General features: G+C 60.1%; 16 protein-coding genes. 9 read left to right on the plus strand and 7 right to left on the minus strand.

Translation table 11 applies throughout. The features are described 5' to 3' along the window. Positions 1-83 precede the first annotated feature (83 nt). The 4 genes from J3R75_RS16035 to J3R75_RS16050 all read left to right on the plus strand — a co-directional run bounded on the left by J3R75_RS16035 (position 84) and on the right by J3R75_RS16050 (position 7237). Entirely contained in the window at positions 84-2786 is a 2703-nt protein-coding gene (locus J3R75_RS16035) for a right-handed parallel beta-helix repeat-containing protein (RefSeq protein ID WP_307263639.1), read from the plus strand. 68 nt (positions 2787-2854) lie between these two features. Then, complete coding sequence (locus J3R75_RS16040) at positions 2855-5533, plus strand: right-handed parallel beta-helix repeat-containing protein (protein ID WP_307263642.1); 2679 nt, start codon at positions 2855-2857, stop codon at positions 5531-5533. 143 nt (positions 5534-5676) lie between these two features. Then, positions 5677-6612 carry a DNA-methyltransferase gene (locus J3R75_RS16045; protein WP_307263644.1) on the plus strand — a complete coding sequence of 312 codons (936 nt, stop codon included), beginning with the start codon at positions 5677-5679 and terminating at the stop codon, positions 6610-6612. 13 nt (positions 6613-6625) lie between these two features. Beyond that, on the plus strand, positions 6626-7237 hold the full coding sequence (locus J3R75_RS16050; protein WP_307263646.1) for a BglII/BstYI family type II restriction endonuclease: 612 nt from the start codon (positions 6626-6628) through the stop codon (positions 7235-7237). Between the two features lie 294 nt (positions 7238-7531). Here J3R75_RS16050 and J3R75_RS16055 read toward each other — a convergent pair whose 3' ends face one another. The 5 genes from J3R75_RS16055 to murJ all read right to left on the minus strand — a co-directional run bounded on the left by J3R75_RS16055 (position 7532) and on the right by murJ (position 13505). Continuing rightward, the gene (locus J3R75_RS16055) at positions 7532-8335 is read right to left on the minus strand and encodes a sugar phosphate isomerase/epimerase family protein (RefSeq protein ID WP_307263649.1); all 804 of its coding nucleotides are present in this window, start codon (positions 8333-8335) and stop codon (positions 7532-7534) included. Between the two features lie 76 nt (positions 8336-8411). Continuing rightward, positions 8412-9311 (minus strand): D-hexose-6-phosphate mutarotase, encoded by a 900-nt coding sequence (locus J3R75_RS16060; RefSeq protein WP_307263651.1) that lies wholly within the window; start codon positions 9309-9311, stop codon positions 8412-8414. A 68-nt stretch (positions 9312-9379) separates the two neighbouring features. Beyond that, positions 9380-11365, minus strand: coding sequence for an alpha/beta hydrolase family protein (locus tag J3R75_RS16065; protein WP_307263654.1), 1986 nt, complete (start codon positions 11363-11365; stop codon positions 9380-9382). A 53-nt stretch (positions 11366-11418) separates the two neighbouring features. Further along, positions 11419-11655, minus strand: coding sequence for an FmdB family zinc ribbon protein (locus tag J3R75_RS16070; RefSeq protein WP_307263657.1), 237 nt, complete (start codon positions 11653-11655; stop codon positions 11419-11421). Between the two features lie 251 nt (positions 11656-11906). After that, positions 11907-13505: a murein biosynthesis integral membrane protein MurJ gene (gene murJ, locus J3R75_RS16075; protein ID WP_307263659.1), complete on the minus strand. Its 1599-nt coding sequence runs from the start codon at positions 13503-13505 to the stop codon at positions 11907-11909. A gap of 184 nt (positions 13506-13689) precedes the next feature. Here murJ and J3R75_RS16080 point away from each other — a divergent pair, with 184 nt between their 5' ends. Continuing rightward, on the plus strand, positions 13690-15474 hold the full coding sequence (locus J3R75_RS16080) for a VWA domain-containing protein (protein WP_307263662.1): 1785 nt from the start codon (positions 13690-13692) through the stop codon (positions 15472-15474). 105 nt (positions 15475-15579) lie between these two features. Next, entirely contained in the window at positions 15580-16197 is a 618-nt protein-coding gene (gene thrH, locus J3R75_RS16085; RefSeq protein ID WP_307263665.1) for a bifunctional phosphoserine phosphatase/homoserine phosphotransferase ThrH, read from the plus strand. Positions 16198-16293: 96 nt separating this feature from the next. Here thrH and alr read toward each other — a convergent pair whose 3' ends face one another. After that, the gene (gene alr / locus J3R75_RS16090) at positions 16294-17400 is read right to left on the minus strand and encodes an alanine racemase (protein ID WP_307263668.1); all 1107 of its coding nucleotides are present in this window, start codon (positions 17398-17400) and stop codon (positions 16294-16296) included. Positions 17401-17488: 88 nt separating this feature from the next. Then, positions 17489-18526: an N-acetyltransferase DgcN family protein gene (locus J3R75_RS16095; RefSeq protein WP_307263669.1), complete on the minus strand. Its 1038-nt coding sequence runs from the start codon at positions 18524-18526 to the stop codon at positions 17489-17491. A gap of 446 nt (positions 18527-18972) precedes the next feature. Here J3R75_RS16095 and J3R75_RS16100 point away from each other — a divergent pair, with 446 nt between their 5' ends. The 3 genes from J3R75_RS16100 to J3R75_RS16110 are packed head-to-tail and all read left to right on the plus strand — an operon-like array spanning position 18973 to position 21228. After that, entirely contained in the window at positions 18973-20172 is a 1200-nt protein-coding gene (locus tag J3R75_RS16100; RefSeq protein WP_307263672.1) for a DNA cytosine methyltransferase, read from the plus strand. Continuing rightward, the gene (locus tag J3R75_RS16105; protein WP_307263675.1) at positions 20172-20804 is read left to right on the plus strand and encodes an Eco29kI family restriction endonuclease; all 633 of its coding nucleotides are present in this window, start codon (positions 20172-20174) and stop codon (positions 20802-20804) included. Before J3R75_RS16100 ends, J3R75_RS16105 begins: the two co-directional genes overlap by 1 nt. After that, a complete protein-coding gene (locus J3R75_RS16110; RefSeq protein ID WP_307263677.1) occupies positions 20797-21228 on the plus strand; it encodes a very short patch repair endonuclease in 432 nt (143 codons plus the stop codon). Before J3R75_RS16105 ends, J3R75_RS16110 begins: the two co-directional genes overlap by 8 nt. Positions 21229-21347 lie beyond the last annotated feature (119 nt).

The following is a 21347-nucleotide window of genomic DNA, read 5'->3' on the forward strand; positions in this document are numbered from 1 at the left end:
GCGGGTTGCGCCGGTAAGGCCGCTGGTCAGCGCTGGCGTGGTCAGGACGGCATATTCATCCATGTAAGCAAAGGAGTCTGCAGATGAACTATCATAGTCGGAATGCCCTGGTAGCGCTGGCGATGTTGGCGCTTGGTGTCGGGTGTTTGCAGGGGCAGGCCAATCACGGGTGGGTACGTAAGACCTTCCATGCCGCTATGATTGCCGATATCTATGTGAGTCCTACGGGTAACGACGCCGCTGACGGCAGCTTCGGCGCGCCACTGGCCAGCTTAGATGGCGCCCGCCTGCGTGCCAGGGCGCTGCGTGACAGCGGCCATGTCGGCACCATTGTCATTGAGTTCATGGCCGGCACCTATCGTTTTGCGCGGCCGGTGCAGTTCGAGGCAGCGGACTCCGGTCGCGTGGACGCCTGTGTCATCTACCGCGCCATGCACGGTGCCGAGGTGATCTTGAGTGGTGGCGTACCGGTGAGGGACTTCCAGCCACTGACTGACGCGGCTTTGCTGGCGCGGCTGCCAGAGGAAGCCCGCGGCAAGGTGCTCGTGGCGGACCTGCGGGCGCAGGGCATTGCCGACTACGGCAAACTCGGCGTGCGCGGTCAGACCAAAGGTAAGCCATTGGCGGAGGCCGAGTTTTTTTACGACGCCAAGCCCATGACGCTGGCCCGCTGGCCCAAGGAGGGCTTTCGCAAAGCTCTCGCCAAGGACGACGGCAACAACCGTGTGGTGCTGGATGCCGAGGGGCGCGTCGCCCGCTGGCGAGACGAGAAGGAGCCGTGGATTCTCGCCTACTGGCATCACGACTGGGCGGACCTCTTCGAGCCTATCGTGGGCTTTGGCGACAAAGCAGACGAGATTCTGCGCGATCCCGCCCAGAAACCCCATTACGGACTGACACCGGCGCGGACGCGTTGGTACGCCTTCAATCTCTTCAGCGAGCTGTCCGCACCCGGCGACTACTATCTTGACCGCGAGGAGGGTAAGCTGTATTTCGTGCCGCCGCATGAGGGCGGTGACGCGGTGTTGTCGCTGTCCGAGGGGATAATTCGCGGCAAGGACCTTTCCTACGTGTTGTTTGATGGCTTCACCATGGAGGCGACGCGCGGCACGCTGCTGTCCATCAGTGGCGGGCAGTACTGCCAGGTGGTCGGCTGTTTTCTGCGCAATGCCGGTCACAGTGCGGTGGCCATGAGTGGCTCGCATCACACGGTGTACGGCTGCGACGTGTACGAGACGGGCGAGGGTGGCATCAGCGCCAGTGGCGGCGACCGCAAGACTCTCACGGATGGTCACAACAACATCGAGAACAATCACGTCCACCATTATTCACGGCGCACTCGCTGCTACCGCCCTGGCGTGTCCGTGAGCGGCTGCGGCAATCGCCTGGCGCACAACCTGGTGCATCACGGCCCGCACATGGCGATATCGGCCAGCGGCAACAACCACATCGTCGAATACAACGAAATACACAATACCGTGCAGGAAAGCGGCGACGCCGGCGCTTATTACGTCGGTCGCGATTGGACGCAACGCGGGAACATCCTGCGCTACAACTACTGGCATAATATCAAGGGCAGCAGCACTTACGGCGGCATGACCATTTACCTGGACGACCAGCACAGCGGTCATACCATCTTCGGCAATATCTTCGAGAACTGCAATCAGGCGGTGTTCATCGGCGGCGGCGATGACAACGTGGTGGACAACAATATCTTCGTCAACTGCTGGAAAGCGGCGCACTTGGATAACCGCGGCATGGGGTGGCAAAAAGCTGCGACGGATAACGAGCAGGGCGAGCTGCGCACGCGTCTGCGGGCTATGCCCTACCAGAGCGAGCTGTGGGCCAAGGCATACCCGCAACTGGTGAATATCCTCGCCGACGATCCTGGTGTGCCGAAGCGCAATGTCTTCACCCGCAATGTCAGCAGCGGCGGCTTGTGGTACGACGTCCATCGCGGCACGCTGGAGTTCCAGACCGTGGAACGCAATGTGGTCTATGACGACGACCCTAGCTGGATCACGCTCAGGAAAGACAGTCTCGGCCGTATCAGCGGCATCACCTTCAAGGACGAGGCCGAGCTTAAGGCCATCAACTTCGAGCCCATTCCCTACGAGAAAATGGGCCTGCAGCGCGATGTGCGCCGGGCAAACTGGCCGATGCAGCGCCGCATCGACCTGGTTAAAATCGGTTCCGGCGAGGCCAAGAAGTCCGCAGGGCCGGCCAAGAAGATGGCGAACTTGTCCAAGCTGCCGACGCTGGTGGTGCCGCGTGGCGCGACGCCGGCGAGCGAGCTGATGGTCTTGTCGGTAAATTTTGATGGTGTGGTGGCGGAGCCGGCGGCGTCGGCGCGCTTTGCGCACGACGGCGCGGTGTTGCGCGTGCTGGTGGAGAGTCCCTTGCCGGCGAAGCGTGATCTAGGCGAGAAATGGGGGCCGTCGGACGCGGTGGAGTTGTCGCTGATGGCGTCGGATGGTGCCAATGACGATGTGCACGTCTTCCGCGGCTATGGCACGGGCGCCTTCGAGCACTTTGTGATACGTGCCGGCCAGAAAGTCGCGGGCGAAGCGGCGGGTGCCGCGACGCATCGTGCCGGGGTGACGGCCTCGTCCTGGCGCAGCGAGTGGTCGCTGCCGCTGTCGCTGTTGGGCGTGGCGGCGGGTGACCGCCTGCGGGCGAATGTGACCGTGCGGCGCAGTGGCACCGGCGAGTTCATCATGTGGCGCCCCACGCACGGCGACAGCACCCACTGCGAACGCGTCGGCTTCCTCGAACTGACGCCATGAGCACATTTTTCACGTAAATCAGCATCTTGGACGACTAACAATCACTTTTACCGGAGGATTGACCAACCATGAAAAAAGCACTGTTTGTGACGATGGCTTTGGCGGGCCTGTGCGGCTGTCAGAGCGGCCGGCACGCTGACGAATCGATGTTTGCTGTTTCGCCGGCGATTTACGTTGCGCCGGATGGCGACGACGGTCGCCTCGGCATGAAGCACCAGCCCATGGCGACCCTGGCTGGCGCCCGGGATTATCTGCGCAAGAGCCGCGCCATCATGAGCGGCCCGATCGTGATTGAATTTGCCGAGGGGACGTACCGCTTTACGGAACCGACGCTGTTCGAAAAACGCGATGGCGGCAGTGAGGACGCACCGGTGATCTACCGTGCCGCCAAGGGCGCCCGCGTACGTTTCACGGGCGCAGTGCCCATCGCCGACTGGCAAAAGGTCACGGACAAGGCCGTGCTGGCACAGTTGCCTGAAGCGGCGCGCAAACAGGTGCTGGTAGCGAATCTACAGGAGCAGGGCATTACGGATTACGGCCAGTTGACGCCGCGGGGCTTTGGCAAGGCCAGCCAGCTCTCTGAAGCCGAACTGCTCTGTGACCGTGTGCCCATGGCTTTGTCCCGCTGGCCTAAGACCGGCTGGCTTGGCGTGGACGACGCGGATGAGAAGAACGAGTGGGTGCAGGTCAACAGCGAGGGCCGCATGGCCCGCTGGGTTGCTGAAAAAGACCCGTGGATTTTCTCCTACTGGCATGTTGACTGGGCCGAGGCTTACGAGCCCATTGTGGGCCTGGATCCGGCCAACGAACGCCTGCAACGCGCCGTGCAGTACAAGCCCTACGCGGACAAGATCAGCCCCGGCCGCGTGCGCTGGTACGCCCTCAACCTGCTCTCTGAGCTGGAAAAACCCGGCGAGTACTACCTTGATCGCGAAGCCGGCTTGATCTACTTCATTCCGCCCCACGCCAGCGGTGCCACGGAATTAACCCTGGCCAGCGGCTTGATCAGCGCCAAGGACTGCTCCTATCTGCGCTTTGAAGGCATTGAGTTTGATGGCGTGCGTGGTCGCGCGCTCCATTTTGACAACGCGGTCGGCTGTGCGGTCGTCGGTTGCACCATTCGTGCCACGGCCTTCAACGCCATCAGCATGAACGGCAGCCATAACGAGGTCTACGGCTGTGATGTCTTCGACACCGGCGAGGGCGGCATTCACGTCAACGGCGGCGATCGCACGACCCTCACGGCTGGCGAGAACAACGTCGAGAACAACCACGTCCATGACTATTCGCGGCGGGCGCGGACGTACAAGACCGGCATCACGGTGTCGGGCTGCGGCAATCGTATGGCGCACAACCTAGTGCATCACGGCCCGCACATGGCCTTGTCCGCCCCGGGCAACAACCACATACTGGAATTCAATGAGGTGCATAACGTCGTCTACGAAAGCGGCGATGCCGGCGCCTACTACGTCGGGCGCGACTGGACGCAGCGCGGAAATATCCTCCTCTATAATTTCTGGCACAACATCATGGGCTCCAGTAGCTTCGGCGGAATGACCATCTACCTTGACGATCAGCATTGTGGCCACACGATCTACGGCAACATCTTTTATCGCTGCAACAAGCCGGTGTTTATCGGTGGCGGTGACGACAACAAGGTGCTCAACAATGTCTTCATTGACTCGCATCGTTCGGCCCATTTGGACAATCGCGGCATGGGCTGGCAGAAGAAATTCACGGACGACACGACCAGCTCCATTCACAAGGCGCTGCATGCCATGCCCTACCAGGGCGAGCTATGGGCGAAGGCCTACCCCGAACTGGTGAATGTGCTCGACGATGATCCCGGCGTGCCCAAGCGCAATGTCTTTGCACGCAATGTGCACAGCGGCGGCCCATGGGACTCCCTTAACAAACAGACGCTGCATCTGCAGACCGTCGAGGACAATATCGTCCACGAGGACGACAAGGATTTCGCGCAGCTGCGCCGGGACAAGTATGGCCGCATTACCGACCTTCGTTTTAAGGACCCGGAAGCCGTCGCAGCCATCGGTTTCGAGCCCATACCAGTACAGAAGATCGGCTTGTACAAGGATCCGCGGCGGGCGAGTTGGCCCGTGGCGCGGCGCATTGACCAGGTGGTGCTGCCGCATGATGGCAAGGCCGCCGAAGTCAGCGCCGCGGCGAAGATCAAGGCCCGGCCGACGCCGACGCTGAAAGTCCCGCGCGGCAGCAGTCCGAGCAGCGAGGTCATGGAATTGGCCTACAACTACAGCGGCGAGAAGGTCAAGCCGCCAGCGCAGGCGCGTTTCTCGCACGATGGCACCATGCTCTACGTGACCGTCGCGACCCCTCTGGCGGAGAAGCGCTCTCTCGGCGATGGCTGGGCCGGCAACGATGCCGTCGAGCTGTCCTTCAAGGGTGCTGACGGCCCCAACGCCGACACGTACGTCCTCCGCGGTTTCACGTCCGGCGCGAAGACCGTGTTCAAGATCGTCGGCAATGGCAGCCAGCAGCCGGCTGACGATCTTGCGGCCGGCACCTTGTACAGTGCGAAGGTCGAGGACGCGGCCTGGAGCTGCCGCTGGGCCGTGCCGCTCAAGGCCATGGCCTTCTCGGCCGGCGACCGTGTCTGGGCCAATGTGACCGTGCGCCGCACGGCCAGCAACCACTTCGTCATGTGGCTGGCCACCCACGGTGACAGCACCGACTGCGACTCCGTCGGCTACCTCGAACTGGCACCGTGAGGCACACCGAGATGGCTCCGTTCCCTCATGGAAGTGAGCAGTAATTGTCAGATGCTATGAAGGTGTTTTCAATCGCCAATTAATTATTGGCTTATAGTAAACTTCGTCTTTGAGGATGGAAACGTGAACGATGATTGGGTGCCATGAAAAACATAGATTTATTCAGCAATACTGGTGATATATCGGAGACCTTCGGTCTTGATGCCGATTCGGTATTGTTTTGTGGTCACTGTCTTGATTTACTCAAGCAGATACCAGATCGCAGCATTCAACTGGTGGTGACATCTCCACCCTATAACATTGGAAAAGAATACGAGAAGAAACGCCAGCTGCAAGACTATATCCAATTTCAGGAGCAGGTGATTCGAGAATGTGTGCGGGTATTGGCGGATAACGGCAGTCTGTGCTGGGAAGTGGGTAATTATGTCGCGAATGGTGCCATCATCCCGTTGGACATTGCCCTGTACCCGATCTTCAATGCTCTTGATCTGGTCATGCGCAACCGGATCATCTGGAGTTTTGAACACGGCCTGCACTGTTCAAACCGTTTCTCCGGCAGATACGAAACCATCCTCTGGTTTACTCGGAAAACGGACAACTATATATTCAACCTTGATCCAGTTCGCGTGCCGCAAAAATACCCCGGTAAAAAGTATTTCAAGGGCCCCAAGGCCGGTCAATATTCCTGCAACCCACTGGGTAAGAATCCAGGCGACATCTGGGATATTCCAAACGTCAAAAACAATCATGTTGAGAAGACGGACCATCCCTGCCAATTTCCTGTCGAGCTCATTGAACGCCTTGTGCTGTCCATGAGCAACGAAGGCGACTGGGTGTTTGATCCCTTTGTGGGCACCGGCACGTCCATCATCGCGGCGATCCGGCACGGCAGGCGCGGCGCTGGTGCCGAAATTGAGCCTAAGTATGTGGACATCGCCAGAACACGCATTCGCGCCGCCTTTGACGGCACGTTGAAGGTGCGCCCCATGAACAAGCCGAAATATGAGCCCGGTGCTGGGATAAAACCTGTGAATGGCCCTTGGCTGCTGGCAGATGATTTCCTTCCTCCAGAACTTTGATGTGAGGCGTTGCATGAAGATCGTTGAGACGTATTCCCATTTGAACGGCTGGGAGTTCCTCCTTGTTCATAAACGAAAACTCTGGAAGGAAATCCAAGACGTCATTCGTGATATTGACGGCGAGCAATGCAAGATCAAAGTTTCAAAGGAGAAGCGCAGTCGTGATAGGCTTCTGTACAGTCCGGTTGAAATGAACCGGCAATTCAAGATAAGACTGTCTGCTCGATCTTGGGATGAAAGTCGCGTCAACTATTGGGTGACCAGTGACCGGAAATTGATTCAGCAGACCCTAACCATGCCACCCGATGATCAAAAGCGGCATATTGAGGATAACGGACATGTTCCCATCCTGAGTTACAACCAGACTGACTTTGTCAAAGAACGCGTGGCGATGGAAGTGCAGTTTGGCAAGTACGCTTTTGTCGCCTATGACTTGTTTGTCAAACATCTGGCTTTTTTTGTTAGCGACAAAATTGATGTCGGGATTGAAATCTTGCCCATGAAATCCCTGCAGGCACAGATGAGTTCTGGCCCGGGATATTATGAGGGTGAGCTCTACAACGTTCTTCGGCAGGGACGGGGAGTGCCGGCGGTACCGCTGGTTATGATCGGTATTGATGTCTAGCCGCGGTGAATCCTCGTGGCGCCCTCCTGGAGCAAGTCGAGGCGGTTGACATATTCCCATTTGTGGCGCCCTGCGAGCGTTCCATCCCACTTGGGAAAATTCATCGTGCGGCTCTCCGAGCGAAACTTGCTCGGTCACGTGATTCGTCCGCTTCAGTCCGAGCAGTTTGTTGCTCGGACTGCTTGGGCCGAGAATCGGGCAATATCTGGCTATTCTGGGCAACCCGTCGTCACCTGTGGCCTGAGTATGTGCTCTGGCGGGTTGCCCTTGGTGGTTCTGGTATTGTCCTGTGGGTTACAGGTCGGCGATTTTGCGCATAGCGGCGGCGGTGTCTTGCCAAGGCGCGAGGCTTTCGGGCACTTCGCTGACCAGCGGTCCGGCGTAGCCGGCGTTGCGCAGTTCGTGCATGACGGCGGGGAAATTGACGGCGCCTTGGGTGAGCGGCGTCCACTTGCCATTGAGAGCATTGCCCTGCCAGTCTTTGAGGTGGACGTGGCGGACGCGTTTGCCCAGTGCGCGGACCCAGTGCTGCGGGAACTGGAAGACGGCCATGTTACCCGGGTCGAAATAGAAACCGACGTAGGGGCTGCCGACTTCGTCGAGGAAGCGGCGCATTTCCAGGGGGCTGAAGAGGAAGCCGTTCCAGATGAATTCGACGGCGAGGGTGACTTTGAGTTTTGCGGCGCTGATGGCGATTTTCTTCAGGTTGGCGACGGCGTTGTTGTAGGCGTCTTCGTAGAAGAGGTCGGCGCTGAAACGGCCGAGGGTGTGGAGGGCGACGGCGGCGCCGAGTTTGCTGGCGCATTCCAGGCCCCAGAGCGTCTGGTCGATGCAGTCCTGGGCTTCGCTGCCGCTATCGAGGAGATTGCCCTTGCCGGTGGAGATGGTGATGGAGGGAATGTCCAGGTTGAGGGCGCGAGCTTGTTGCACGAAGGCGGCCAGATCGGCGTCGCTGCTGCGATAGTTCAGGGGCACGTCGTCTTTGGGGCGGAGACTAAGTTCGACGCCATCGTAGCCGCAGTCTTTGGCCTTCTGCATGAAATCGGCCATGGACAGACTGGCTGGGGCGGCGACCAATTCACTGACGGCAATTTTCATGGTGGTCTTTCCTAGGTGATGGCCGGGCGCGCCGCTGCGGTGGTGGCGGCCCGGTTGGCAAAGGTGGTGTTATTGCTTACAGGCGGGAGATATTGGCTTTGAGGGCGTGGGTACCGCCGGGGGCGATATCGCGGCCGTCGGCGAGGGCGTTGCAAGTTTCGATGCAGACCATGGTCTGGTAGGAGGTCGGCTCGTAGCCGGGCAGATTCTTCGAGCGTTCGATCCAGGGATTCCAGACGACGGCGGAGTTGCTGCCCTCCTTGTCGATGCGGATGTGGCGTTTGCCGGCGTGATCTTCGAGTTCGGCGGCGCCGGCGCAGTTGAGGAACACCGCGTCGATTTCCTTATCGACTTTGATGGGGCCCTGCTGGATGAGGGTATTGTTGGCGCCGCCGACCTTATTGAAGTAGCTCACGCCGTCGAAGCCGTGGATGGTGATGGCGCTGACGTCTTTGACGCCGAAGTAGGTGTGGATGCCCTGGGTGATGTGGAAGGGCGTGCAACCCGAATTGTAGGTGCGGAGAGTTACTTCAAGGCGTTCGCCGATGCTGACTTCCAGTTCGAGCTTGAAGGGGAAGTTCCAGATGGCGCGGGTATGGTCGTTGTCTTTGATGACGAGGACGACGATGGTGCGTTCCGGCGTAGGCGCGCAGATGGAGCAGATGTCCCACATCATGGTGCGGACGAAGCCGTGGAGGGGCTGGCTCTTGTCCGTCGGGTGGGGGCCAAACCAGGGCCAGCAGATGGGAATGCCGCCGCGGATGGGCAGGCCGTCGGCAAAATCAGATTTTTTGCTGAGCCAGAGCATCTCGTCTTCGCCTTTGGGCTGGTAGGTCAGGACGTGGCCGCCCATGATGCTGATTTCCGACTTCGCGGCGTTGTTGTTGACGTTGATGGTCGGAAGACCGCCGCGGCCGGCGACGATTTCGACCTGACCGGGAATGGCGTACTTAGCGTTGAGAGAGGCAATGTCCATGTGTTGTCCTTTGTGGTTACGAGTTGATGTGAAAGAAGTTCGGCACGCAAATTGTTGGGCTGGCGGCGTCAGGCGCCGACCGTCTGGAGAACGAGGGAGAGGAAATTGTCCTTGCTGGTGCGGAGTGCCTGCGGGTTACCGGCGACGCGGTAGCAGTTTTCGGCGTAGTCGCGCAGGTCCGGCGCGGGGTTGAAGAGAAAGAGCGGTTGTTGTGGTGCAAGCGCGAGCATGGTGCCTTTGAGGCCGCCGCATTTGTGGATCATAGGTTGGAAGGCCTCTGGGGCGAGCCAGGCGGCGCTGTCGTCGCCGACGCTGCCAAGATGTAGCGCTGCGGCCTGTACGGGCGTGGTTAGCGCCAAGGCGCAGAGGGTGGGGCGGGCCGCTTCGCCCATGGCGATGACGACGATGGGGCGGGTGCCTTCCTCGCGCAGCAGGGTGAGCGTCGTGAGGATGTCCTGCACGCGCATGGAAAAGAGACTGGGGTTGAAGGCGAAAAAACTCGGGTCCTGCTCGTTGCGTGGTGAGCGCGCGGGCATATCGGCGCTGTCGCCGCTGCCCATGAGATCGATGGTCAGAGCGGGGCAGCCGTGTTTGGTGACGGTGTTGAGGACGGCACTGTGCTGCCCATCGTCAAAGAATTCCTGCTTGCCGTCGGGGGCGATGAGCAGGCAGACGGGCGTGTTGTCCCGGCATTCGTCTGGCGTGACGCGGATGGCGGGAATGACATCGCCCTCTTCGCGGCGGGAGATGAGCTGGCCGGCGGCCTTGGCGTGCGGGAGGCGCCATTGCGGGCACGTGACGCGGACGACCACGTCGTGGAGATCAAGGTCGTCGTTGATGACATCGCTGAGCAGGGCGACCTGTTGGTCGCGCAGGTCGGCGAGCTGCCGTTTTTCCTGCGGGTGCGGCAGGGCGTTGGCGCAGTAAGCGGTTTTGAGTTGGCTGATGGCTTGGCGGGTGGATTCCTCGGTCGGCGCGGCGGGGTTTGTGCAGTGGAGGAGAATGTTAGCCGGTGGCACGGCGACGTCGTCTTCGGGGATGGCGTTGCGGAGGGACTGATTAAGGAGCCAGTGGGTGAACCAGGGGTAGACGTGTTCGCGGGTTTCCTGGTTGTAATTGTGTGGCGCGTCGAGCTGGAAGGCCTTGATGGCGTCGCCGGCGTGGAAGAGGTCATAGACCTTGCGCAGTTCCTGAACTTCGTAGCGCAGGTTGAGGTTGGTCCAGTCGCTGGTGACGGAGGGCAGCAGCAGGGGCCTGGGGGCGATGGCGGCGAGGATGTCGAAGCTGGTGACGCCGCAGAGCCGCAGCAACGGTCCTTCTTCGCATTGGCAGCCGCCCTGGAAATGGGACGACAGCATGCAGACGGGGGCGATGACCTTGATGCGTTCGTCCAGTAGCGCGACGGTCCAGGTCTGGGACGCGCCGCCGGAGGTGCCGGTGCAGCCGATGCGGCGGGGATCGACCTCGGGGAGATCGCAGAGGACATCAAGGGCGCGGAGGCTGTTCCAGGTCTGCAGGCCGAAGGGGCTGACGCCCGCGAGGTAGGCATCGTTGGCGATATCCAGCGGCCAGGCATGCAGCAGCTGGTCGTTGTCGTTCTTGCCGATCATGTCGTAGCAGAGGACGACAAAGCCGAGGCGGGCGAGCATGAGGCAGCGCATGGGCACGGAGCCGCGCTGGTCGTGGTGAATGCGGCCCTGCGGCCAGTGGCCGTGCGGGCAGAGAATGCCCGGCGCGGGATTCTTGATCTTTTCCGGGTAGAAGATATTGCCAGTAAGGACCAGCCCGGGGAGTGTCTCGACGCTGATTTTGGCGATGACGCTGCCTTCGTGGCTGGTGTGGCCCCAGATGCGCGGATTGAGCGGCATGGCCTGGGGCATGGGGCGCAGGCCGGCGGCCAGGGCAACCTGGTTGCGGGTGAAGTCCCGGCGGCGTTTCCAGCGTTCGACGTCCGGCGGCACATCCGCGCGGTAGGCGAAGTTGTTGTGGTGTACAGTCAGCAGCCGCTGGTCAAGCCAGTGGGGGTCGTTAGGCAGGATGCGTGGAATACTCATGGATAAAGTCCCGTCTGGGGCCCGTTGGCCGGCCGCACTCCTGGCACACGGAATTAGTGATGGCGGCAGCCGGCACAGCACTGGTGGCCGCTGGCGGCAGCAGCAGGACAGCTACCGGCCGCAGCGCAGGCCGACGCCGGCGCGGCCACGCGGGCACTGAAGGTCGAGATGCGCTTGCGGGCATTGGCGCCCTGGCATTTCGGGCAGGCCGGGGCGGTTTCGCCCAAGCGCTTGTGGAGGTGGCTGAACTGGTTGCCGCAGTCGGGACAGCTGTATTCGTAGATGGGCATGGCGACTCCTGTTGGCAGAGACGTGGACGTGTAGCGCCGGCGTCGCGCGGCGCGGCGGTGCATAAACCATGAAATGTATCCCGAGACGGCAATAAAGCCATGGCCGACGGTGAAAAAAGAGAAGGGGGCGCAGAGGGAAAAGAGATGGACCGGGTGGACCGGGTGGACCGGGCCGTCCATTGAGTCCATCGAGTCCATAAGAGCGGCACATCTCTTCATCACCGCCGGGCATCATTCGGATTATGGTGCTGCTAGCGCCGTCGCCGGCGGTGGAGGATGGCGGAGATGGTGTTGAGTTCGTGGCGGCGGCAGAGGAGGCAGAGGGCGAGGTAGCAGAGGCCGCCGGCAGCGGTGCCGCCGATGGTCATGGCGGCGTTTGTCCAAAAGGCGCCAGGCCAGGCGATGGTGGCGATGGCGCGCGCTGCGCCCCAGGCGGTGACGCCGGCGATGCCGGTGAGCGCGGCGAGAGTCGCGCCGGCCTGGACGGTCCGCATGGGCTCCCAGGCGGGGAGCGAGCGTCGCGCCAGGCGCAGCAGCAGCACGACGTTGAGCCAGGAGCAGATGCTGGTTGACAGCGCCAGGCCGCCTTGGCGGAGGAATAGCATGAGAATGATGTTCAGTGGCAAGTTCACGGCGACGCAGATCAGGGCGATTTTGACGGGCGTGGTGGTGTCCTGTTGGGCGTGGTGGGCGTTGGCGGCGATCTTGGCGCAGCTGAATGCGGGTAGGCCGAGGAGGTAGAAATACAGCGCCCAGGCGCATTCGCGGACGGCTTCGTCAGTGAAGGCACCGCGGAAGAAGAGCATGCGGATGAGCGGCTCGGCGAGCACGCCGAAGAACACGGCGCAGGGCAGGGTGAGGAAGAGCATTTGTCGCAGGGCAAAATCCAGGCTGCCGGCCATTTCGTCGTAGTCTTTGCGAGCGAAGGCACGGGAGAGGCTGGGGAGACAGACGACGCTCATGGCGACGCCGAAGATGCCCGTTGGCAGGTAGACGAGGTGCTGGCTGTAGTTCAAGGCGCCGATGGCAGCCGGGCCGAGGATCATGGCCAGGGCCTTGTCGATGAGATTGTTCACCTGGGCGACGCCGGCGCCAAGGAGTCCCGGGGCGATGCGGCGGCCGAGGGTGTTGATGTCGGGATCGCGCCAGTCCAGGCGGAAATGGAAGATGAAGCCCTGACGGCGGCAGGCGACAATGACGGCGAGCAGCTGCAGCAGACCTGCGAGGATGATGCTGCCGCAGAATATCAGCAGGGGCGTGAGCTCGGTGATGGACCAGTGGATGCAGACCAGCAGGATGGTCGCGATCTGTACCACGTTGAAGATCACCGGCACGACGGCCGGCAGCGCAAAACGGCGCTGGCAGTTGAGAAAGGACGAGAAGGCGCCGACCATGCAGATCAGCAGCGCGTAGGGCATGAGCAGAGGCAAAATCAGAAAGGTCACGCGGACGTGCGCGGCGATGTCCGCGGGCAGAAACGCGTGGATGACCATGCTGGCGATGGAACCGAGGATGACGAAGAGGCCCAGAATCACTGCCTGGGCTGATATGGTGCGTTCGGTCAGGCGCCACGCCTCCGCCGGACTGGCCGTCGCGGACTTGGCGGAGAGCATAGGCACGAACGCCGCCGTGAAAGCGCCTTCGCCGAAGAGCGAGCGGAGCATGTTGGGGATGGCAAAGGCCACCTGGAAGGCTGCCTGCATAACGCCGGTGCCGCCCCAGTAGCCGGCCATGACGATGTCGCGCAACAAGCCGGTGATACGGCTGCCGAAGATGCCCGCGCTGGTTGTCCACATGGACTTGTTGAGGGAACTATTGACGGCGTCGGGGGTTGAAGAAGGTACGGGCATGACGGCGTGGTCCTGACGGGGGGGACGGCGGGGGCAAGGAGCGGAAATTGAGGGTGATAATATAGCGGGCTGCGGTCCTTTTTTAGCTTTGTGGTGTTACATTATTTCAGTACTGCGCGGCGGCGGAATTCGTAAACAAGCGCGAAGACTGTGGCGCTGTTGCCAGAGTGAGCGTGGATTGAGCATGAAACTATACAAATACATGTTGGCGTCTCTGCTGTTATCCTGCCTGTTTCACTACGTGGTGATCATGGCATTAGGACGCATACCCTTCCGGGAACCGGGCAAGCAGTTCCATGAGGAAGAGCAGACGCCAATACGGCCGACGGTGCAGGTCATTGACTTTCGCGACCTCACCCAGCGGTCCAACCGGCTGCCGGACGACCGCAACCGCCCGCAGGACGACCCGTCGCTGGCTGATGCCACTCGCGAGGCGGGCGCTGAGTTGATCCGGAAAGTTCTGGAGAAAGAACAGCTGCTGGAGCCACCGCCGCTGCCCAAGCTGCGCTTTGCGGGCATTGCGCCGGCGGTGCTGGCGCCGAAGTTGCCGGATTCGGCGCCGCCGGAGCCTGAGGCGACGGCGCCGCGGCCGAAAATTGTCGAACTCGACTTCAAGGATTTACCGCCGGAGCGTCAGGCTCGGCCGTCTGATTTGTCGCCGAAGCTGGATCGGTTGGACGTGACGGATCTGAAGTTGCCCAGTTTGTTGCCGCACGGTCCTTTGACCAGCAGCCAAGGCGGGGAGTACAGTGTTGCGGCGCGGCAGGGCAATGTACCCAAATTCCGGGTGCCGACTTTGGGCGAGGCCGATGTGGCCATTCCAGAGGGCACAGGCAGCCAGCTGGATCAGCCGGTGCCATTCCTGGCGACGACCTCGCCCATGCAGACCGAGCGGTTTATGCCGGGCGATCTTGAAAGTGGCTTGATTGAGTTGTCCCAGCCCTTTGATGCCTTTGTCAATGTCGACGTGTTGGTGCACAACGACGCGTTGCGTGGTGGCGGCTATTTCAAGATATCGATCACGCCGAAACTGGAGAGTGATTCCCTACGGGACATTCCCAAGGACACGTTGTTGATCATTGACCATTCGCTGAGTATCAGCAACGACAAGTTCAAGCAGTTTCAGTCGGCGGTAATTGAGGCGCTGGCGTATTTGAATCCCAAGGACCGATTCAATGTCGTGGCCTTCAATGACCGTCCTCAGCCGCTCTTTGAGTCTTTCGCGCCGGCGCTAGCGCAGCCGGTGCAGGAAGGCCAGCAGTTCGTGCGCAAATTGCGTCGCGGCGGCATGACCGACGTGTTTGGCAGCATTGCGCCGTTTGTGCAGGCCAGTAATGGCGAGATGAGCCGGCCGCTGAACATCTTTCTTCTTTCCGATGGCCAGTCGACGGTGAACATCTATCAAGCCGACGACTTTTTGCGGCGGATGGTGGGGATCAATCCGGGCAATGTGTCCATCTATCCCTTCAGCGTGGGCAGCGAGGCCAACCGCGAACTGCTGGATTTTCTTGGCTACCTGAATCGCGGCTACAATTATCACGTGGCCGAGCTGGCGAATTTTCGTGCGCAACTGGTTGATTACATTGCGACGCATTCGAGTTTGATCATCAACGACTTGAAGTACATGGCGGCCGGTGATGTCGGCAAGGAGCTGTATCCCAAGGCGATACCGCATTTGTACCGGCGCGAGACCCTGTTGATTTTCGGTCGTTTCGGGCCGTTGGATGACGAGCTGGTGCTGACGCTGTCGGGACGCGACGCATCTGGCGCCAGGCGCGATTTGGTATTCCGTCGCCGCTATCGGGACTGCCTGCCTGCGGGGCCGGAGCTGCCTCAGCAGTGGGCTGGGCAGAAGATCCTGCATCTATTGGCCGAGCGCACGCTAATCGTTGAGCCGCAGGCCCGCGTGCAGTTGCAACGCGAGATTCGGCGGGTGGCGGCGGAGCACAATGTCTTCGTCCCTTATTGATGCGGGCCGATGACGATAATAGTCCTGTAGAAAATGAATCCGGGCGCGGCCCGGTGCTAATGACAATGCATTCTATTGGTGGCAAGTAACGACATAAGGCAAGCAATGGCGAAAAGACCTGTTCTGGTGGCGATGGACCTCGAGGGCGTTCTGGTTCCGGAGGTGTGGATTTCAGTGGCGGAAAAAACGGGCATACCCGAACTGCGGCTGACGACCCGCGACATATCGGATTACGACCAGCTCATGAAGCATCGCCTGGGCATTTTGCATGAGCACCGCCTGAGCCTGCGAGACATCCAGGACGTGATCGACACCATGGAGCCCCTGCCGGGCGCTCTGGAGTACATGGACTGGCTGCGGGAGCGCTACCAGAACGTCATTCTCTCTGATACTTTCTACGAATTTGCCTCGCCGTTCATGCGCAAACTCGGTTGGCCGACCCTCTTCTGCAATTCACTGCAGGTTGCTGGCGACGGCCAAGTGGTAGGCTATCGTATGCGCCTGCAGGATGGCAAGCGGCACGCGACCCTTGGCTTCAAACAGCTCAACTTCGACGTCGTCGCTATGGGCGATTCCTATAACGACACGGCCATGCTGGCCGAAGCCGATCTGGGCATTCTGTTCCGGCCGTCGGACAATGTCCGCCGCGAATTTCCCCAGTTTCCGGTGGCGATGGAGTACCGGACGGTCATTGACCTCATCCAGGAATTTGCCGCTCGCTAAACGCAGGTGGTGGCTATAAACGCAGAGACTGGCGGCGGTTTATCCGGCGCCAGTCTCTTTGCGTACGGGGTGAGCTCGGCCAACGCTTTTGGTTGCTCAGTTTTGGTAATGGCGTTGGCCGGCGGCGGCGGCGGCGGTGCCGATGCCGCAGTAGACGACGTGGGCGATGGTGTGGGCTTTGTCGCAGAGTTCCCAGACGGTGATTTCCTGGTCGCCCTGTTTGCCGAGGAGCACGGCTTCGTCGCCGACCTGTGCGTCCGGCAGATCGGTGAGATCGACCATGACCATGCCCATGCAGACAGTGCCGAGAATGGGCACGCGGTGGCCGCGCACCAGCGCTTCGCCGCGGTTGGAGAGCTCGCGCAGGTAGCCGTCGGCATAGCCCACGGGCAGGACGCCGACCAGCGAGGGGCGCTTGAGAGTGCAGATGCAGTTGTAGGAGACATTTGCGCCAGCCGGGAGGGGCTTGCAGGAGATGATGCGGCTGCGCAGGGACATCGCTGGCCGGAGGTCCAGCTGTAGGCCGGGGAATTCTGGTGCGCCGTAAACGCAGATGCCGGGACGGATGTAGGGCAGTTCTGGCAAGTAGCGGTGGAGGATCGCCCTCGAGGCGCAGAGGTGATTCTCGCAACAACTGTCCGGCAGAACGGGCAACAGCGTGCGGAAGCAATCGAGCTGCTGGCGGGTTACGGGGTGCTCCGGGCTGTCAGCGTTGGCCAGATGGGAGAAGATGCCGCGGATGCGTAAGCCCGGTAGGGCGGTGAGCTCCCGCACGGCGTCGGTCACTGTTTCCGGCAGAATGCCCAGCCGGCCCATGCCGGTATCGACCTTGACGTGGATATCGAAGTGTCGCTTGCGGGCGGTGGCGATCTGTGAGAGCATCCGGGCGTTGGCGAGGTCCGGGCAGGCGATGCGGAAGCCGGCGTCGTTGGCCTCTTCGGCTTCTTCCGGTAGGAGACCCATCATGATCCACAGATCCTGGGTGATGCCGGCCCGGCGCAGGGTCAGCGCTTCTTCCAGGCGGAATACGGCGAACTGCCGGGCGCCGGCGTCGGCGAAGGCCCTGGCGACTTCAACAATGCCGTGGCCGTAGCCGTCGGATTTGATCACGGGCACGAGTTGGCTGGGCTCAGCCAACGACGCAATGGCGCGAAAATTCTGCCGCAGGGCGCTGCGGTCGATGATGACTTCGGTGGGGTACATGGAAGCAGATCGATTCGAGTTTGGGTTGTTGTTGGTTGCTGGGGGGGCAACAGCCGAGAAAGCCGCCGCGTGAGCGGCGTGGCCAAGTTCAGCAGAGTGCCAGGGGCGGGATGAGTTTTTCGGCGCCATAGCGGACGCAGTCGGTGGTTGGCAGTTGTGTTTCGTCTTCAGTACGGGCGATGGCGTCTTTTGCCTGTTCTTCGTTGAGCAGGGAGGTATTGAGGGTGATGCCGACGACTTTTGCGGGTACGAGGGTACCGCAGGCCGACGCGATGGCTTCGTAAAGCGCCGCCAGCTCTTTGAGCGGCGGTATCTTCAGCCACGGGAAGTCCCGCAGGGTAAGCATGTCAGCGCGGTGATTGAGGATGAGGTGTGTCGGGCAGGACCCGCGCAGCAGCGGCAGGGTCGCGGTGCTGCCGGGATGGAGGATGGAGCCCTGGCCTTCGACAACGATGAGATCGGCGTCGGCCAGTTCCATCACGCCTTGCTCGATGGCGCCGCATGCGTAGTCGAGCTTGATGGCGTCCAGGGGTACACCGCGGCCGCTGATGACGATGCCGATCTGGCCGGTGGCCAGAAACTCGGTCTTGACGCCGTGGCGTCGTGCTGCTTCGGCAATGAGCAGGCCGCTGGTCATTTTGCCGTTGGCCATGTCGCTGCCGACGATGAGCAGGCGTTTGTTGGTGAGTTCGCGGGCGCGGCCTTTGCCGACACCGATATTGGCGGGTTCCTGGCGGATGTCCCATATCCATTGGCCGGGCGCGAGGCTGTGGTAGCGGTCATTGAGACGCTGGTGCAGGCCGTTGATGATGCAGAGTCCCAGGGCGATGGCCTGGTCCAGGGCGGGCAGCCACGCGTCGGGAAGGCGACCGCCGGAAGGCGCGCTGCCCAGTAGCAGCGCCTTGGCGCCCAAGGCTGCCGCGTCCGCGACGCTGGCGACGATCGGGCAGTCTGGCCGCGGGGTTGCGGGCATGACCTCGCCGGCGCGCTTGCCGGCCTGGGTGCTGTCCACGATGCAGACGACGGGATTGGCGGAGAATCTCAGAACGCCGTAGCCCATCTTGCCAAAGGGTTTACCGAAAGTGTCTTCCATGAAAATGGCCAAGGGGGTGTCCGGCGTCAGCATGGGTGGAATAACCTCTGTGGTTAGGCGTGGACAAGGCGTGTCGGGAGGTGACAAACAAGCGGCGAAAAAGATACTGCCTGCGCCCCGAAAAACAATGGCCCAAGCCCCCAAAATGGGCAGGAGGGGGAGAGGGTGCAGGGGGGCTATAGGGGGGCCGCCGGGCAAAAGTAACGAACGAAATGTGGGTCATGCCTCACTCATTGGTACCAGCCTTTCCTGCAGTCTTTTGTTTTCAGCGCTTTCGGCTCTCAAATACCACCGGGATGACGGTTTGCGGCTGGCCGGCCAAAAAAGACGCAGGGACAACGATTATCAATGAGCGAGGGATTACAAATGCGGAACAAAAGCGAGGTTGCGCGCCGTGGAATCCGTAATTATTGACTATATACTATTCATGTTGCGTATTTCCAAATAGTTGTTGGGGCGTGATTCAGGCGGCGGTGTGAATGGGCTTGCATGGAAAAATGAGTACTTTGCGATCAATTGAATTGTTTACAGGCGCTGGTGGCCTGGCGCTTGGTTTGGAGAAGGTCGGCTGTCGTCATTTAGCGATGGTTGAATACAATGCTCAAGCGTGTGACACCATACGAGCCAATGTCAACCGTGGCCAGGATCTGGCAAAAGGGTGGGTGTTACATCAGAGAGATGTCCGAAGCATCAACTACGGGAACATCGCGAAGTCTGTTGATCTGGTCGCGGGGGGGCCGCCCTGCCAGCCTTTTTCTCTTGGGGGGAAAGCGTTGGGGCGCATGGATGCCCGCGACATGTTTCCGGAAGCCGTTCGCGCTGTTCGTGAACTGACTCCCCAGTGCTTTGTCTTTGAAAACGTCAAAGGGCTTCTGCGTGGAAGCTTCTCGACCTATTTGAATTACGTGCTTCTGCAATTGACCTATCCGACAGTGTCCATGCTTGACAACGAGGATTGGAGTGATCATCTGTCCCGCTTGGAAAAAATTCATACTGGCTGTCATTTCAGCGATTTGTCGTACAGGGTGGTATTCAGATTGTTGGACGCGTCGGATTTTGGCGTTCCGCAACATCGGCATCGCGTTTTCATGGTTGGTTTTCGCTCGGATTCGGGCTTGGAGTGGAATTTTCCCAAAGCCACTCACAATCTTGATCGTCTGCTTTGGGAGCAATGGGTTACCGGAGAGTATTGGGATTTGCATGCCGTGCCGTTGCGTGAACGGCCTGAATGCTCGCCCTACGCCCAAATGAGGGTGAGACGTCTATTGGATCAGTATGGTTTATTTCCGCCAGATGGCGAGCGTTATCAAACGGTCCGTGATGCTTTGGCCGGGCTTCCGGACCCTCTGTCGCCCAATGACATTCCCAATCATGAGTTTCGAGGCGGTGCGAAGCCCTATCCAGGTCATACCGGGAGTTTGCTGGATGAGCCATCAAAAACCTTGAAGGCTGGCGCGCATGGCGTACCAGGCGGGGAGAACATGATTGTCTATGCGGATGGGCGCTGTCGATATTATACGGCTCGCGAGGCGGCCCGCATACAGACGTTTCCAGATGATTATATTTTCTGCCGGTCGTGGACCGAGGCCATGCGCCAGATTGGGAATGCCGTGCCCGTGCGACTAGCTGAGGTCGTTGGACGGAGCATTGTTGAGCAAGTGATGCAGGAGAGGGGCTGATGAGTTCGACGAATGATGTTCCGCGAAAAGTGCCTCCATTCAATCCGCTTGACAAGAGAAATCTCGGGAAGAGTGTCGCTGCCGCGCTGATAAAGCAAGCGGTGAGCGTGTTGCCGCCCAAGCCTTTTGTTGGTGCCGGGATATATGCCATATACTACGTAGGGCCGCATCCGTTTTATACCAAGATAGCCCAAGCTAATCGGGGTGATAAGTTTGCCTTGCCAATATATGTCGGCAAGGCGGTTCCTCCCGGTGCACGCAAGGGCGGCTTTGGTCTAGGTGAAGACCCTGGACAAGCGTTGTACAAGCGACTGGATGAACATGCCAAATCACTGCAGCTTGCCAACGATTTGTCGATAGACGACTTTTGGTGTCGATATCTTGTGGTTGATGACATTTGGATTCCACTTGGCGAGTCTCTGCTCATTGAGATGTATGCGCCGCTGTGGAATCGAGTCGTTGACGGTTTTGGCAATCACGATCCAGGCAGTGGCCGATATAATCAGCGGCGTTCGGCCTGGGATTCGTTGCACCGAGGACGACTTTGGGCGGAACGTCTGCCGGCATCCTCCGTATCCAAAGAGCGTATCATGAAACGGATTGATGATCATCTCAAGGGTGACGATGGCTGATACCGTGAGCAAGGCGCGGCGTTCCCAGATCATGTCCAAGGTGAAATCCAAGGATACGCGTCCTGAAAAGATGGTTCGCTCTGAGCTGCACCGATGCGGATTTCGGTTTAGGTTGCATGGCAGTGGATTGCCTGGGAAGCCCGACATAGTTTTGCCCAAGTACAAAACTATTGTGCTGGTCAATGGCTGTTTTTGGCATCGGCATCCAGGATGTCGCTTGGCTGCGTCTCCCAAGCAAAATTCCTCATTTTGGGAAGAAAAGTTTCGTCGCAATGTCGAACGCGACCACTTTGTACTCGACCTGTTGAAGAAGCTGGGTTGGCAAGTCCTGGTGGTGTGGGAATGTGATATTGAGGGTGGGACTCAGGCCGTCATTGAATGCCTGCGGAGGGTCGGTGGAAAGATACCGGCACGGCGTGGATGATTACTGCATTGGTGCGGTCTCAATGGTTACGGAATGATGTCAGAGTTTATCACGGTTGCTTTCGAGAACTCCTTTGAGAAGGTGTCCTCCACATCAGCTAAGCCCCGCCGGGGCGTCGT

It is taken from the genome of Oligosphaera ethanolica (assembly GCF_030814695.1).
GTDB lineage: Bacteria > Verrucomicrobiota > Lentisphaeria > Oligosphaerales > Oligosphaeraceae > Oligosphaera > Oligosphaera ethanolica.